Annotated in this window: 18 protein-coding genes; 14 read left to right on the top strand and 4 right to left on the bottom strand. The window is 69.3% G+C overall.

Going from position 1 to position 14282, the window contains the following annotated elements; all coding sequences use genetic code 11:
• Window positions 1-277: 277 nt before the first annotated feature.
• The 4 genes from rpsL (at window position 278) to tuf (ending at window position 4673) form a co-directional block, all read left to right on the top strand.
• Window positions 278-652 (top strand): 30S ribosomal protein S12, encoded by a 375-nt coding sequence (gene rpsL, locus AB4Y83_RS04090; protein ID WP_020143255.1) that lies wholly within the window; start codon window positions 278-280, stop codon window positions 650-652.
• Complete coding sequence (gene rpsG, locus AB4Y83_RS04085; RefSeq protein ID WP_020143254.1) at window positions 652-1122, top strand: 30S ribosomal protein S7; 471 nt, start codon at window positions 652-654, stop codon at window positions 1120-1122. The genes rpsL and rpsG overlap by 1 nt, the downstream gene beginning before the upstream one ends.
• A gap of 132 nt (window positions 1123-1254) precedes the next feature.
• The gene (fusA, locus tag AB4Y83_RS04080) at window positions 1255-3372 is read left to right on the top strand and encodes an elongation factor G (protein WP_056771105.1); all 2118 of its coding nucleotides are present in this window, start codon (window positions 1255-1257) and stop codon (window positions 3370-3372) included.
• 104 nt (window positions 3373-3476) lie between these two features.
• On the top strand, window positions 3477-4673 hold the full coding sequence (gene tuf / locus AB4Y83_RS04075) for an elongation factor Tu (RefSeq protein ID WP_020143252.1): 1197 nt from the start codon (window positions 3477-3479) through the stop codon (window positions 4671-4673).
• A 222-nt stretch (window positions 4674-4895) separates the two neighbouring features.
• Here the strand turns inward: tuf and AB4Y83_RS04070 are convergent, their stop codons facing one another.
• The 4 genes from AB4Y83_RS04070 to AB4Y83_RS04055 all read right to left on the bottom strand — a co-directional run bounded on the left by AB4Y83_RS04070 (window position 4896) and on the right by AB4Y83_RS04055 (window position 8283).
• Entirely contained in the window at window positions 4896-5726 is an 831-nt protein-coding gene (locus AB4Y83_RS04070) for a class I SAM-dependent methyltransferase (protein ID WP_442296090.1), read from the bottom strand.
• Between the two features lie 62 nt (window positions 5727-5788).
• Complete coding sequence (locus AB4Y83_RS04065; RefSeq protein ID WP_442275209.1) at window positions 5789-6280, bottom strand: hypothetical protein; 492 nt, start codon at window positions 6278-6280, stop codon at window positions 5789-5791.
• Window positions 6277-7425, bottom strand: coding sequence for a WXG100 family type VII secretion target (locus AB4Y83_RS04060; RefSeq protein ID WP_442296089.1), 1149 nt, complete (start codon window positions 7423-7425; stop codon window positions 6277-6279). The genes AB4Y83_RS04065 and AB4Y83_RS04060 overlap by 4 nt, the downstream gene beginning before the upstream one ends.
• A 63-nt stretch (window positions 7426-7488) precedes the next feature.
• On the bottom strand, window positions 7489-8283 hold the full coding sequence (locus tag AB4Y83_RS04055) for a DUF2785 domain-containing protein (protein ID WP_442296088.1): 795 nt from the start codon (window positions 8281-8283) through the stop codon (window positions 7489-7491).
• Between the two features lie 172 nt (window positions 8284-8455).
• On the opposite strand from AB4Y83_RS04055, the gene AB4Y83_RS04050 reads away from it, so the two are divergent.
• The 10 genes from AB4Y83_RS04050 to rpsS all read left to right on the top strand — a co-directional run bounded on the left by AB4Y83_RS04050 (window position 8456) and on the right by rpsS (window position 14272).
• On the top strand, window positions 8456-8809 hold the full coding sequence (locus tag AB4Y83_RS04050) for a hypothetical protein (protein ID WP_442275206.1): 354 nt from the start codon (window positions 8456-8458) through the stop codon (window positions 8807-8809).
• Between the two features lie 22 nt (window positions 8810-8831).
• Window positions 8832-8978, top strand: a complete 147-nt coding sequence (locus AB4Y83_RS04045) for a hypothetical protein (RefSeq protein ID WP_442275205.1) — start codon at window positions 8832-8834, stop codon at window positions 8976-8978.
• A gap of 68 nt (window positions 8979-9046) precedes the next feature.
• Window positions 9047-10351: a M18 family aminopeptidase gene (locus AB4Y83_RS04040; protein ID WP_442296087.1), complete on the top strand. Its 1305-nt coding sequence runs from the start codon at window positions 9047-9049 to the stop codon at window positions 10349-10351.
• A 127-nt stretch (window positions 10352-10478) separates the two neighbouring features.
• Window positions 10479-10877: a thiol-disulfide oxidoreductase DCC family protein gene (locus AB4Y83_RS04035; RefSeq protein WP_442296086.1), complete on the top strand. Its 399-nt coding sequence runs from the start codon at window positions 10479-10481 to the stop codon at window positions 10875-10877.
• 329 nt (window positions 10878-11206) lie between these two features.
• Window positions 11207-11515 (top strand): 30S ribosomal protein S10, encoded by a 309-nt coding sequence (gene rpsJ, locus AB4Y83_RS04030; RefSeq protein WP_009775966.1) that lies wholly within the window; start codon window positions 11207-11209, stop codon window positions 11513-11515.
• A 13-nt stretch (window positions 11516-11528) separates the two neighbouring features.
• A complete protein-coding gene (gene rplC / locus AB4Y83_RS04025) occupies window positions 11529-12182 on the top strand; it encodes a 50S ribosomal protein L3 (protein ID WP_030194212.1) in 654 nt (217 codons plus the stop codon).
• Window positions 12179-12814, top strand: a complete 636-nt coding sequence (gene rplD, locus AB4Y83_RS04020; RefSeq protein ID WP_056752799.1) for a 50S ribosomal protein L4 — start codon at window positions 12179-12181, stop codon at window positions 12812-12814. Before rplC ends, rplD begins: the two co-directional genes overlap by 4 nt.
• The gene (rplW, locus tag AB4Y83_RS04015) at window positions 12811-13110 is read left to right on the top strand and encodes a 50S ribosomal protein L23 (RefSeq protein ID WP_056771080.1); all 300 of its coding nucleotides are present in this window, start codon (window positions 12811-12813) and stop codon (window positions 13108-13110) included. Before rplD ends, rplW begins: the two co-directional genes overlap by 4 nt.
• Before the next feature lie 28 nt (window positions 13111-13138).
• Entirely contained in the window at window positions 13139-13975 is an 837-nt protein-coding gene (gene rplB, locus AB4Y83_RS04010) for a 50S ribosomal protein L2 (RefSeq protein ID WP_020143241.1), read from the top strand.
• 15 nt (window positions 13976-13990) lie between these two features.
• The gene (gene rpsS / locus AB4Y83_RS04005; RefSeq protein WP_020143240.1) at window positions 13991-14272 is read left to right on the top strand and encodes a 30S ribosomal protein S19; all 282 of its coding nucleotides are present in this window, start codon (window positions 13991-13993) and stop codon (window positions 14270-14272) included.
• Window positions 14273-14282: the final 10 nt, after the last annotated feature.

Below are 14282 nucleotides of genomic sequence, written 5' to 3'. Positions count from 1 at the left end.
TGAACACTGTGTCTGAGGCACGTAATCAGGCATGCGCGATGACGGCCTCGGTGCCCTGTCCGCCCGCTCACCGCGGGACGTGACATCACTGCGGTCCAGAGCACACCTTTCGCCGGGCAACCCTTCCCACCGACGGCCTCCCGGCCGTCGTGAAGCAGGGGAGTGCAGGGGGAAGTACCGGTTCCGACACACCCGACCTCGGGGGTCGAGGGGCCGAACAGTCAAGGAGTCGCCCGCCAGGGCGACTGACCACGAGCAACGTTATGGAGTAACCAGGTTGCCTACCATCAACCAGCTGGTCCGCAAGGGCCGCCAGGACAAGGCCAGCAAGGCCAAGACCCCGGCGCTCAAGGGTTCGCCCCAGCGCCGCGGTGTCTGCACCCGCGTGTACACCACCACCCCCAAGAAGCCGAACTCTGCCCTCCGCAAGGTCGCCCGCGTGCGCCTCAGCTCGGGCATCGAGGTCACGGCCTACATCCCCGGCGTCGGCCACAACCTGCAGGAGCACTCGATCGTGCTCGTGCGTGGTGGTCGTGTGAAGGACCTCCCGGGTGTGCGTTACAAGATCGTCCGCGGCACGCTCGACACCCAGGGTGTCAAGAACCGCAAGCAGGCTCGTAGCCGTTACGGCGCGAAGAAGGAGAAGAGCTGATGCCTCGTAAGGGACCCGCTCCGAAGCGCCCGCTCGTCGTCGACCCGGTCTACCAGAGCCCGCTCGTCACGCAGCTCGTCAACAAGATCCTCCTCGACGGCAAGAAGTCGATCGCTGAGATGATCGTCTACGGCGCCCTCGAGGGTGCTCGCCAGAAGACCGGCACCGACCCCGTCGCCACGCTCAAGCGTGCGCTCGACAACGTCAAGCCGGCCATGGAGGTCAAGAGCCGTCGCGTCGGTGGCGCGACCTACCAGGTGCCGATCGAGGTCAAGCCGAACCGCTCGACCACGCTCGCCCTGCGCTGGCTCGTCGGCTACTCGCGGCAGCGTCGCGAGAAGACGATGACCGAGCGCCTCATGAACGAGATCCTCGACGCGAGCAACGGCCTCGGTGCCGCTGTCAAGCGCCGCGAGGACACGCACAAGATGGCCGAGTCCAACAAGGCCTTCGCGCACTACCGCTGGTGACCCAGCGGTCCGGTCGGTATGCCGGGGAGCTCGCTCCACGGCATACCGCCGGGCACGCGCCCGCCCGTCACATGACGTGGCCCACGGCGCCCACGATTTTCACCCCACGACGAATGAGACGAGAAACCTGACGTGGCACTCGACGTCCTGACGGACCTCAACAAGGTCCGCAACATCGGCATCATGGCGCACATCGACGCTGGCAAGACCACGGTGACGGAGCGCATCCTCTTCTACACCGGTGTCAACCACAAGATCGGTGAGACCCACGACGGTGCGTCGACGACCGACTGGATGGAGCAGGAGAAGGAGCGCGGCATCACGATCACGTCTGCCGCCGTGACCTCCTTCTGGGAGGGCACCCAGATCAACATCATCGACACCCCCGGACACGTGGACTTCACGGTCGAGGTCGAGCGCTCGCTGCGCGTCCTCGACGGTGCCGTCGCGGTGTTCGACGGCAAGGAGGGTGTCGAGCCGCAGTCCGAGACGGTGTGGCGTCAGGCCGACAAGTACGACGTGCCGCGCATCTGCTTCGTCAACAAGATGGACAAGCTCGGCGCCGACTTCTACTTCACCGTGGCGACCATCAAGGACCGCCTCGGTGCGGAGCCGCTCGTCATGCAGCTGCCGATCGGTGCCGAGAACGACTTCCTCGGTGTCATCGACCTCGTCTACATGCGTGCCCTCGTGTGGCCCGGCGACGCCAAGGGCGACGTGACCATGGGTGCCAAGTACGAGATCGCCGAGATCCCTGCCGACCTCCAGGCGAAGGCCGAGGAGTACCGCATGGCCCTCGTCGAGCGCGTCGCCGAGTCCGACGACGAGCTCATGGAGAAGTACCTCGGTGGCGAGGAGCTGACCCCCGAGGAGCTCAAGGCCGGCATCCGCAAGCTCACGGTCAACTCCGAGCTCTACCCGGTCTTCTGTGGCTCCGCGTTCAAGAACCGCGGCGTCCAGCCGATGCTCGACGCCGTCGTCGACTACCTCCCGTCGCCGCTCGACGTGCCGCCGATGATCGGTCACAAGCCGGGCGACGAGGCCGTCGAGCTGACCCGTGCGCCGTCCACCGAGGAGCCCTTCTCCGCGCTGGCGTTCAAGGTCGCGACGCACCCGTTCTTCGGCACGCTGACCTTCATCCGCGTCTACTCGGGCCACATCAGCTCGGGCACGAGCGTCATCAACTCGACCAAGGGCCGCAAGGAGCGCATCGGGAAGCTCTTCCAGATGCACGCCAACAAGGAGAACCCCGTGGAGGAGGCCCTCGCCGGCCACATCTACGCGGCCATCGGCCTCAAGGACACGACGACCGGCGACACGCTGTCGGACATCAACGAGCAGATCGTGCTCGAGTCGATGACCTTCCCGGACCCCGTCATCCAGGTCGCCATCGAGCCCAAGACCAAGGGCGACCAGGAGAAGCTCGGCACGGCCATCCAGAAGCTCTCGGCCGAGGACCCGACCTTCCAGGTCCACCACGACGAGGACACCGGCCAGACGATCATCGCCGGCATGGGCGAGCTGCACCTCGACATCCTCGTGGACCGCATGAAGCGCGAGTTCAAGGTCGAGGCCAACGTCGGCAAGCCGCAGGTGGCCTACCGCGAGACGATCCGCCGCGCCGTGCTCAAGTACGACTACACGCACAAGAAGCAGACCGGTGGCTCGGGTCAGTTCGCCAAGGTCCAGGTCAGCTTCGAGCCCCTGGGCGAGACCGAGGACGGCTCGATGTACGAGTTCGTCAACGGTGTCACCGGTGGTCGCGTCCCGCGTGAGTACATCCCGTCGGTCGACGCCGGTATCCAGGACGCCATGCAGTACGGCGTGCTCGCCGGGTACCCCCTCGTGGGCATCAAGGCGACCCTGAACGACGGCGCCTACCACGACGTCGACTCCTCGGAGATGGCGTTCAAGATCGCCGGCTCGATGGTCCTCAAGGAGGCCATCAGGCAGGCGGACCCCGTCCTGCTCGAGCCGATGATGGCCGTCGAGGTCCGTACGCCCGAGGACTACATGGGCGACGTCATCGGTGACATCAACTCCCGCCGTGGCCAGATCCAGGGCATGGAGGACATCAGCGGTGCCAAGGTCGTCAAGGGCCTCGTCCCGCTGTCCGAGATGTTCGGCTACGTCGGCGACCTGCGCTCCAAGACGCAGGGTCGCGCGAGCTTCTCCATGGAGTTCGACTCCTACGCAGAGGTCCCCAAGGCCGTTGCCGAGGAGATCATCAAGAAGACCCGCGGGGAGTGACTGCGGGACATCCCGTAGTCTCTTCCATCGGAAACCACCCCAACAGCGCCACGTCCTGCCCTGGTCGTACGGCGTAACACGAGATAGTCCTGAGGAGGACCACAGTGGCGAAGGCAAAGTTCGAGCGGACCAAGCCGCACGTCAACATCGGCACCATCGGTCACATTGACCACGGCAAGACGACGCTGACGGCTGCGATTTCCAAGGTTCTGCACGACAAGTACCCCGACCTGAACCCCCAGTTCGCGTTCGAGGACATCGACAAGGCTCCCGAGGAGCGCCAGCGCGGTATCACGATCTCGATCGCGCACATCGAGTACCAGACGGAGGGTCGTCACTACGCCCACGTCGACTGCCCGGGCCACGCTGACTACGTGAAGAACATGATCACGGGTGCGGCTCAGATGGACGGCGCGATCCTCGTGGTCGCCGCCACCGACGGCCCCATGCCGCAGACGAAGGAGCACGTCCTCCTGGCCCGCCAGGTCGGCGTCCCCTACATCGTCGTGGCGCTCAACAAGGCCGACATGGTCGACGACGAGGAGATCCTCGAGCTCGTCGAGATGGAGGTCCGTGAGCTCCTGTCGCAGTACGAGTTCCCGGGCGACGACCTCCCGGTCGTGCAGGTCTCGGCGCTCAAGGCGCTCGAGGGCGACGAGAAGTGGGGCCAGTCGGTCCTCGACCTCATGGACGCCGTCGACAACTCCATCCCCGAGCCCGAGCGCGACGTCGACAAGCCGTTCCTCATGCCCGTCGAGGACGTCTTCACGATCACCGGTCGTGGCACCGTCGTCACCGGTCGTATCGAGCGCGGCATCCTCAAGGTCAACGAGGAGATCGAGATCGTCGGCATCCACACCGGTCCGCCGGCCAAGACGACCGTCACGGGCGTCGAGATGTTCCGCAAGCTCCTCGACGAGGGTCGCGCCGGTGAGAACGTCGGTCTGCTCCTTCGTGGCACGAAGCGCGAGGACGTCGAGCGCGGGCAGGTCATCTGCAAGCCGGGCTCGATCACCCCGCACACGGACTTCGAGGCTCAGGTCTACATCCTCTCGAAGGACGAGGGCGGCCGTCACACGCCGTTCTACGACAACTACCGTCCGCAGTTCTACTTCCGTACGACGGACGTGACGGGTGTCGTGCACCTGCCCGAGGGCACCGAGATGGTCATGCCCGGCGACAACACCGACATGACGGTCGAGCTCATCCAGCCGATCGCCATGGAGGACGGCCTCAAGTTCGCCATCCGCGAGGGTGGCCGCACGGTCGGCGCCGGTCGCGTCACCAAGATCATCAAGTGATCTGACGCTGCACCTGCAGCAACTGCTTCACCGGTAGGGCCCGTTCCGCTTCGGCGGAGCGGGCCCTTCCGCCGTCCGGGCGGCGCGAGGCGCCCGACGGCCCGAGCGGCGTCAACCGTCGAGAGGCCAAAGTTCGCCCCCCGGAACCGTCGAAGGGCCAAAGTTCGCCCCCTCCAAACCGTCGAGTGGCCAACGTTCGCCGTCCTTCTGCCGCGCGTCAGGTCAGGGTCTGGTGGCGGTGGTGTAGCGGACCTGCTGGGTGAGGTGGAGCCGGCCGTCCTCGCCCCGGTCGGGCTCGAGGGCTGACTCGATGCGGGTGAGGACGGCAGGGAGCTCGGGGTCGGGGACGGAGGCCCAGAACTGGCGCATGCCGAGCGTCATCGTCCAGGCGCGCCAGGCGGCTGCGTCCGGGAAGGTGACGTCGAGCGGCTCGTCGTGGCTGTCGACGTCGGTGGCCCCTGCGGACTCGAGGAGCGCGGTCACCGAGTCCGTGGTGGCGAAGGGGCCGGTCCGACCGGTGGTGCGGGCGTCGAGGACCTGGGGCGGCGCATACGCCATGAGCACGGCCTCGGCGGCCGTCCAGGCAGGGTCGGTGGGACCGAAGGTCGACAGGCCGAGGCGACCGCCGGGGCGCAGGAGGGCGATCCAGCAGCCGAGAGTCTCGGCGGGCTGGGGGTCGAAGAAGAGCACGAGAGACGCGGTGACGACGTCGAAGGTGTCGGGCGGCATCGTGTCCGGGGTGGCCTCACCCGTCCGGGTGTCGAGGGTGCTGACCGCTCGGGTCTCGGCCTCGGTGCGCAGCTGGTCGAGCATGGCGGAGGAGAGGTCGACCGCGGTGACGTGGCCGGTGGGGCCGACGGCGTCGACGAGCGGGAAGGTCGCGGCTCCGCGGCCTGCGCCGACGTCGAGGGCGCGGTCACCGGGTCGGGGCGAGGTCAGCTCGACGAGGCGGGCGCCGATGGGTCCGAACCACGGCACGTTGCTGCGGTCGTAGCCGGGAGCGAGCTGGTCGAAGAGCGCGGCGACGCCGGCGCGGCGTTCGGAGGGGTCCATGGCCCGATGGTCCTCCTGGCGGGGGCCGGCCGGCGGGTTGCACGGCCGCCGATCCGGTGCGGCTACTGGCCGAGGGCGACGAGGACGACGGTGTCGGAGTCGGCGGCGAGGTAGGCCTTGGCGCGGAAGGATCCCTGGGCGAAGAGCGCGTCGAGCGAGGTAGAGCGGAGCAGCTGACCCGACGGCAGAGCGGAGCGGACGCCGTCCTCGACGTCGGGGGTCTCGGTGGTGGGCTCCGGTGAGGCTGCGCGGAGGGTGGCCGCGGTCTCGGGAGTGACCTCGACGACGGCGTCGATCCAGTACGTCGACGGTCCCGGTGCGTCGCCGCCGAGGGTCCCCGACATCCACGTCGCGGAAACCGGCGTGCCGAGCGCGCTGAAGCGCTTGGTCAGCGGCTCCAGGTCGGTGCGCACGTCGCCGGTGCCGGTCTTGGTCGCGCTGCTCACGGTGCTCCTCGTGCGGTCGTTGGCGGGGGTGGGTTCGGTGCTGCACCCCGCGGTGACGGTGACGGTCAGGGCGGCCGCGAGCGCGGCCAGGGCGGGGCGGGTCCTCATCGGCTGCTCCCTCGTTCGTCGGCTCGGTCCTCCCGACCCAGGCCCGGGGTGCGCTCGACATCCCCCGGTCCCACGTCGATGCTCGGCGGCGGCGAGCCGACCGGCCACGTGATCGTACGCGTGACGTCGCCGCTCGACGGGAAGGGCTTGGCCCAGCCGATCTCGGTGAAGCGCCCGTTCTCGTTGTCGCCGGCGCCGCTCGCGATGTCGGACTGGTCGGGGTTGAAGTTGTAGTAGTCCTCGGCGTGCACGGTGACCTGCATCGAGACCTTGCCGTTCAGGGCGGTGACGTCGGCGCTGCTCCACTGCTGGTAGCCGCCGATCGTCTTCTGCCAGTTCTCGGTCGTCGGGTAGGCGGTCGCCGGGTGAGCGTCCCCGGTCATGCTGAAGTGCGAGTTGCCGTTGCGGACCATCTCGTCGACGGCCGCGGCGGTGCGGGCGACCTCGGAGTTGACGTTCGCCGCGATCGACGGGTCCTCCTGGTAGCCCTCCTCGTAGTCGAAGCGCATCGGCTCGCCGTTGTTGTCCCAGTAGTGGGCATACATCGCCGTCGCGTCATCGAGGTCCGACTTGACGATGCGGCCACCCTCGAGCTTCGCCATCCACTCGAGCTTGGCGATGTGGTCGTGCCAGTTCGAGTCCTTGGAGTCGTACTCGAACCCCTCGTCCCACTCGATGTGGGGCTTCGTCGGCTCACCGAAGTCGTAGCCGTCGACGGGACCACCGGTGCCCGTCGTGGCAGGCGGCGGAGGGGAGGACGGGGTGGGCGCGGGTCCCGGCGACGGTGACGGAGTGGGGCCGAACGACATCGGGACGCCGGCGCCGAAGGGAACTCCAGCTGCGGTGCCACCGGATCCGCTTGTCCCACCGGCGTTTCCGCTGGCACCGCGCTGCTTCGCGGCGTTCTCGCGCAGCTTCGCGCCGAGGCCGTGCAGGGCGCGCTCCAGTGCGTCGATGCTGGGGGCGGACGACCGCCAGTCGCCACGGAAGGAGTCGAAGTCCCTTCCGCCCCAAGCGGTTCCGAGCGCGCCGAACGCGTGGTCGACGGCGTTGCGTACCGCCCGGCACTCGCCCGCGAAGCGGTCGAGCTCGCTGGCGCTGCGATCGAGGACGTCAGGATCGGCGCCCTTCTTGTACACGACCACGGCTGATGCCCTCCCCGAGCTGTCGGCGTCCGTGGCGACCGAGGCGTGGCCGCTCCCCAAACCCTAGGCAGGGTGGGCCGGCTCGGCCAATGGGGAGCTCTCCCCGTCTTGGGCGGTCCGCGGCCGCCAGAACCACGGCGTCACATCGGCCAGGAGCGAGGCGATCTCGCGTCGGACCGGCTCCCCGTGCGGCACGGCGACCGGCTCACCGTCCCGGAGCACCTGCTCGTCGAGGGCCACGTGCAGCGAGCGCAGCGTCCGCATCGTGTTGCTCGCCTCGGCGGGCACCGGACCCGGAGATCCCGCCGCGAACATCGCGCGGGAGTGACCGAGCCACCCGATGGCCGTGGCCTCGTCGACGTCGTCGCGGGTCAGCACGAGGGCGATCGCGTAGGCGAGCCGATCGTCCTCCTGGTCGCGCCACACGGACGTCGTCGGTGCGACGAGCCGAAGACCCAGGGCGTCGAGCAGGGCCGCGGGGTCGCCGACACCGGCGGCGCCACACGCCCCGAAGAAGTCGGCGCCGTGCGCGACGGCGTGCACCCACCCGAGGACGGGGTCGTGCCCCCGGAGGTCCGGCTCGGCGACGTACCACCGGGTGCCGTCCTCGACCCAGCCCGGCTCGAAGTCGCCGGCGGAGACGAGTGCGGCGAGGACGAGCGGCGCGAAGGCCCGCGCCTCCACCCGTGAGTGGTCGAGCCGCTCGAGCATCTCCACGGCGAGCCACGAGCGGTCGTCCGCGCCGAGGGCACCCTCCCGCACGAGGCGCGCCAGGGCGGCATACGCCCTGTCGTCCCGCACCGCGGGGTCGGGGGAGGCCAGGTCGTCGACGAGGGAACGCAGCATGGTCTCGGGCATGCGGGGGATCCTGCCACTCGCCCCCACGGCGTGGCCGCGGCGACGTTCGTTGCCGCCGGTGCCCGGATGCCGTATGACTGGCCGCATGGTCTCGACAGGGGAGAGGGTGTCGGCGCGGCGCCCGGCAGGTGGCAGGGGACCCGGCCGTGGGAGAGGGAGCCGGTGGGCCTCGGTGCTCGGCGTCGTGCTGGTGCTCTCCGTGTCCGGGTGCGCCAAGGACGGCGGCTCCGCCTTCTCCCTTCCCCGGGCGGGATCGCAGGCGGGTCCGGCCGCCGCTGACCCGACGTCCCGGGCACCGACCGACCCGGTCCCGACCACCCCCTCGCCCGCCACGCCGGCCTCGACCGTGGCCACGGCGACGTCGGACCCTGCCGCGCCGGTGGTCGTCGCGGGCCGCGTCACGGCCCGGAGGGCGGGCCTGTCCTTCGAGGTGCCGGACGGGTGGCAGGCCATCGACCCGTCGTCCGCTACTCGCGCCGGCGCCTCCGTGCTGCCGGACTCGTTCCGGACGCTCGCCGAGCAGTGAGGCCCTCGTCGCGAGGTCGCGGGTGCCCCTCGCGACGATGATCGTCGCGAGCCGGTCCCTCGCCGTCCAGTTGGACGGGCACGTCACCTACATCACCGTCTCGGCCTCCGACTGGGACACCGCCGACGCCATCGCCGACGGCATCCTGCGGACCCTGCGCCGCGTCTGACCCCGCGCGTCGCCTCCGGCCCGGCCCGACCCGAGGCGCCGGCCGACCGGCGGATAGGGTCGGGAGCCATGGCGCACTCGTTCGACACGGATACCGAAGCCCAGGGCCTCATCGACTACGTCGACGCCTCACCGACGCCGTTCCACGCGTGCGAGCAGGCGGCGGCGCGGCTCGTCGCAGAGGGCTTCACCGAGGTCGTCGAGACCGAGCCGTGGCCCACCGAGCCGGGCCGGCGCTACCTCGTGCGGGGCGGGTCGCTCATCGCCTGGGACACCACCGGCGCGCACGGGGCCGGGGCCGGTCCCGCGGCGGGCTTCCGCGTCGTCGGGGCCCACACCGACAGCCCCAACCTGCGCGTCAAGCCCAACCCCGACCACGCGCGCGCCGGCTGGCAGATGCTCGGCATCGAGCCCTACGGCGGCCTCATCCTCAGCTCGTGGCTCGACCGCGACCTCGGTCTCGCCGGCCGGGTCGCCGTGCGCGGCGCCGACGGCGTCGAGTCGCGGACGTTCCACGGGCGGGACGCGCTGCTGCGCGTCGCGCAGCTCGCCATCCACCTCGACCGCACCCAGAACGAGGCGCTCACCCTCAACAAGCAGGCCCACATGGAGCCGCTCTGGGGCGTAGGCGACGAGCCCGGCGACTTCGTCGGCTACCTCGCCGAGCAGGTCGGAGTCGACCGCGAGGACGTGCTGTCCTGGGACGTCATGACCCACCCGGTCCAGCCGTCCACCCGCCTCGGTCGGGCGCGGGAGCTCATCGCGGCCCCGCGCCTCGACAACCTCGCGACGTCGTATGCCGGTGTGCGGGCGCTGCTCGACGCCGTGGCCACCGAGCCCGCCCACGTGCCGGTCCTCGTGCTCTTCGACCACGAGGAGATCGGCAGCACGTCCGAGCGCGGCGCCACCTCGACCCTGCTGCCCTCGGTGCTCGAGCGCATCGTCACGGCCGGCGGCGGCACCCGCGACGACTACTGGCGCGCCCTGGCAGCGACGGTCATCGCGTCCGGCGACATGGGTCACGCCACCCACCCCAACTACGCCGACCGCCACGAGCCGATGCACCAGATCCGCGTCAACGGCGGACCCGTGCTCAAGGTCAACACCAACCTGCGCTACGCGACCGACTCGGTCGGTGCGGCGGCGTTCCGCCTCGCCTGCGAGCAGGCCGGCGTCCCCATGCAGACCTTCGTGACCCGCAGCGACCTGCCGTGCGGGTCGACGGTCGGGCCGGTGACGTCGTCCCTGACGGGCGCGACGACCGTCGACTTCGGGGCGGCGGCCCTGTCGATGCACAGCACGCGCGAGCTCATGGGGGCCGAGGACCCGGCCATGTATGCCGGAGCGCTGAGCGCGTTCCTCGCCCCCGCCTGAGCACGCGGCGGGGGAGTCGCAGCACGCTCCCGCGGGACGGTCCGTGGCCACCCGGGCGCGACGGCATACGTCCGCGGCCGAGGTGGCTCCGTGCGGACCTGCTGCTGCGGGGTGCGATGATCACGGCGTGGAGACCACGCTCGTCGTGCCGGACCGGCCGACCCTCGTCTACGACGCCGACTGCGGGTTCTGCACGCGCAGTGTGCGGTTCATCGAGCGATGGGTAGACCGGCGCCAGCGCTACGACGTGCGTCCCTGGCAGTCGCTCGACCTCGCCGCCGTGGGACTCACCGCGCAGGACTGTGACGAGGCGGCCCAGTTCATCACCGCCGACGGCCGCGTCCTGTCGGGTCACCCCGCGATCGCGAGCGCCGCGACCCACGGCGCCCCGGTCTGGCGACCGGCCGGCCACCTCCTCATGGCGCCGGGGATCTCGTGGGTGGCCGCCAAGGCCTACCGCTGGGTGGCCGCGCACCGGCACCAGCTGCCGGGTGGCACCGCCGYGTGCGCCCGCCCTGCCGCCTGACGACGCGCCACGTGCACGGCCCTGCAGTGACGGCCCGGCTCGATTTGATAGTGCGGTGCGCGCTCTGGCACACTGTTCAGGTTGCTTGACGCGCGTCGCTGACCCATGTCGGTGCCGCCGCCCCTTGAGAGCCTCCTGACGGGGACTCGCCCGGACTCCTCTCGGAGGCCCGAGGGAAGCGCAAGTTACCCGGTTCGGCCGGGCAATCCACACGAAAGTGGCACTCAGGTGCGCACCTTTCACCGCGAAGCGGGCGCGACACGCCCGACCTCGGGGGTCGGATGGCCAAGGGAACCGGTAGTCAGAAGCGAGAGAGAGACGTTCATCAGATGGCGGGACAGAAGATCCGCATCCGGCTGAAGTCGTACGACCACGAGGTCATCGACAACTCGGCGCGGAAGATCGTTGACACAGTGACGCGCGCCGGCGCGACCGTGGTGGGACCCGTCCCGCTGCCGACGGAGAAGAACGTCTTCGTCGTCATCCGGTCGCCGCACAAGTACAAGGACAGCCGCGAGCACTTCGAGATGCGCACGCACAAGCGCCTCATCGACATCATCGACCCGACGCCCAAGGCCGTCGACTCGCTGATGCGTCTCGACCTGCCGGCGGACGTCAACATCGAGATCAAGCTCTGAGGCGGTTGTRGAGATGACTGTTGCTCAGAAGAACGTCAAGGGCGTGCTCGGCGAGAAGCTCGGCATGACCCAGGTGTGGGACGCAGACAACAAGCTCGTCCCCGTGACCGTGGTCAAGGCCGGCCCCTGCGTCGTGACGCAGGTGCGTGCCGACGAGACCGACGGCTACTCCGCGGTCCAGATCGCCTTCGGTGCGATCGACCCGCGCAAGGTGAACAAGCCCATGAGCGGCCACTTCGAGAAGGCCGGCGTGACGCCGCGCCGTCACCTCGTCGAGCTCCGCACGGCCGACGCCGCCGCCTACGAGCTCGGCCAGGAGATCACGGCCGAGTCCTTCGAGGCCGGCCAGCGCGTCGACGCGACGGGCACGACCAAGGGCAAGGGCTTCGCCGGTGTCATGAAGCGTCACGGCTTCCACGGCGTCAGCTCCTCCCACGGTGCGCACCGCAACCACCGCAAGCCGGGCTCCATCGGCGGCTGCTCGACCCCGGGCCGTGTCTTCAAGGGCATGCGCATGGCTGGTCGCATGGGTGGCGTTCGCCAGACGACCCAGAACCTCCAGATCCACGCCGTTGACGCCGAGAAGGGCCTCCTGCTCATCAAGGGTGCCGTTCCCGGCCCCCGCGGTGGCATCGTCCTGATCCGCACGGCTGCGAAGGGTGCATGATCCACATGGCCACGAAGACCCCCACGCTTCCCGCTGACATCTTCGACGTCCAGACCAACGTCCCGCTGATCCACCAGGTCGTGGTGGCACAGCTCGCGGCCGCTCGTCAGGGCACGCACTCGACGAAGACCCGCGGCGAGGTCCGCGGCGGTGGGCGCAAGCCCTACCGCCAGAAGGGCACCGGTCGCGCCCGTCAGGGCTCGACCCGCGCCCCGCAGTTCGCCGGCGGTGGCGTCGTCCACGGCCCGCAGCCGCGTGACTACTCGCAGCGCACCCCCAAGAAGATGAAGGCCGCCGCCCTGCGCGGTGCCCTCTCCGACCGGGCCCGCTTCGACCGCATCCACGTCGTCGACTCCATCGTCTCGGGCGACCTGCCCTCGGCGAAGGACGCCGCCGCGCTGCTCGCCGGTCTCACCGAGCGCCCCAACCTGCTCGTCGTGCTCGAGCGCGGTGACGAGGTGGCGTTCAAGTCGGTCCGCAACCTGCAGAACGTCCACGTGCTGGTCGCCGACCAGCTCAACACKTACGACGTCCTGTGCGCCGACGACATCGTCTTCACCCAGGCCGCCCTCGACGCGTTCGTCGCCGGTCCCGTGAAGGCTGACAAGGCCGACAAGGAGGCCACCAAGTGAGCATCCACACCAAGGACCCCCGCGACATCCTGATCGCGCCGGTCGTCTCCGAGAAGTCGTACGGTCTGCTCGACGAGGGCAAGTACACCTTCATCGTCGACCCCCGTGCGAACAAGACGGAGATCAAGATCGCCATCGAGCAGATCTTCAACGTCAAGGTCGACAAGGTCCACACCCTGAACCGTCAGGGCAAGACCCGTCGCACCCGTTTCGGCCTCGGCAAGCGCAAGGACACCAAGCGTGCGATCGTCTCCCTCCGCGAGGGAACGATCGACATCTTCGGTGCGGGCGCCTGAGATCGACGAAGAATAAGGACACACGAACATGGGTATCCGTAAGTACAAGCCGACCACGCCGGGCCGTCGTGGCTCGTCGGTCGCCGACTTCGTCGAGATCACGCGTTCCACCCCGGAGAAGTCGCTCGTCCGCCCCCTGTCGAAGACGGGTGGCCGCAACAACGCGGGCCGCATCACCACGCGTCACATCGGTGGCGGCCACAAGCGTGCCTACCGCGTCATCGACTTCCGTCGCCATGACAAGGACGGCGTGCCGGCCAAGGTCGCTCACATCGAGTACGACCCCAACCGCACCGCGCGCATCGCGCTCGTCCAGTACTCCGACGGCGAGAAGCGCTACATCCTGGCTCCGAACAAGCTGAAGCAGGGCGACCCGATCGAGAACGGCCCCGCGGCCGACATCAAGCCGGGCAACTCGCTTCCGCTGCGCAACATCCCGGTGGGTACGGTCGTCCACGCGATCGAGCTCAAGCCCGGTGGTGGCGCGAAGATCGCCCGCTCCGCGGGTGCTCGCGTGCAGCTCGTCGCCAAGGACGGCCCCTACGCCCAGCTGCGTATGCCGTCCGGTGAGATCCGCAACGTCGACGCGCGCTGCCGCGCGACCGTCGGCGAGGTGGGCAACGCCGAGCAGAGCAACATCAACTGGGGCAAGGCCGGCCGCATGCGCTGGAAGGGCAAGCGCCCGACCGTCCGTGGTGTCGCCATGAACCCGGTCGACCACCCGCACGGTGGTGGTGAGGGCAAGACGTCCGGTGGACGTCACCCCGTCAGCCCGTGGGGTCAGGCCGAGGGCCGGACCCGCAAGGGACACAAGGAAAGCGACAAGCTCATCGTTCGTCGCCGCCGTACTGGCAAGAAGCGCTGATAAGGAGCCTTTGGAATGCCTCGTAGCCTGAAGAAGGGCCCCTTCATCGACGACCACCTTCAGAAGAAGGTGGACGCCCAGAACGAAGCGGGCACCAAGAACGTCATCAAGACCTGGTCGCGTCGTTCGGTCATCAGCCCGGACATGCTGAGCCACACCTTCGCCGTCCACGACGGCCGCAAGCACGTCCCGGTGTTCGTCACCGAGTCGATGGTCGGCCACAAGCTCGGCGAGTTCGCACCGACCCGCACGTTCAAGGGTCACGTGAAGGACGACAAGAAGGGTCGTCGTCGCTGATGGCCACCGA

The sequence above is a fragment of the Terrabacter sp. RAF57 genome (assembly GCF_052113925.1).
In the GTDB taxonomy this organism is placed as follows: domain Bacteria; phylum Actinomycetota; class Actinomycetes; order Actinomycetales; family Dermatophilaceae; genus Terrabacter.
Note: the sequence above shows the minus strand (reverse complement) of the source record. Positions and strands in the feature narration are given on the sequence as shown.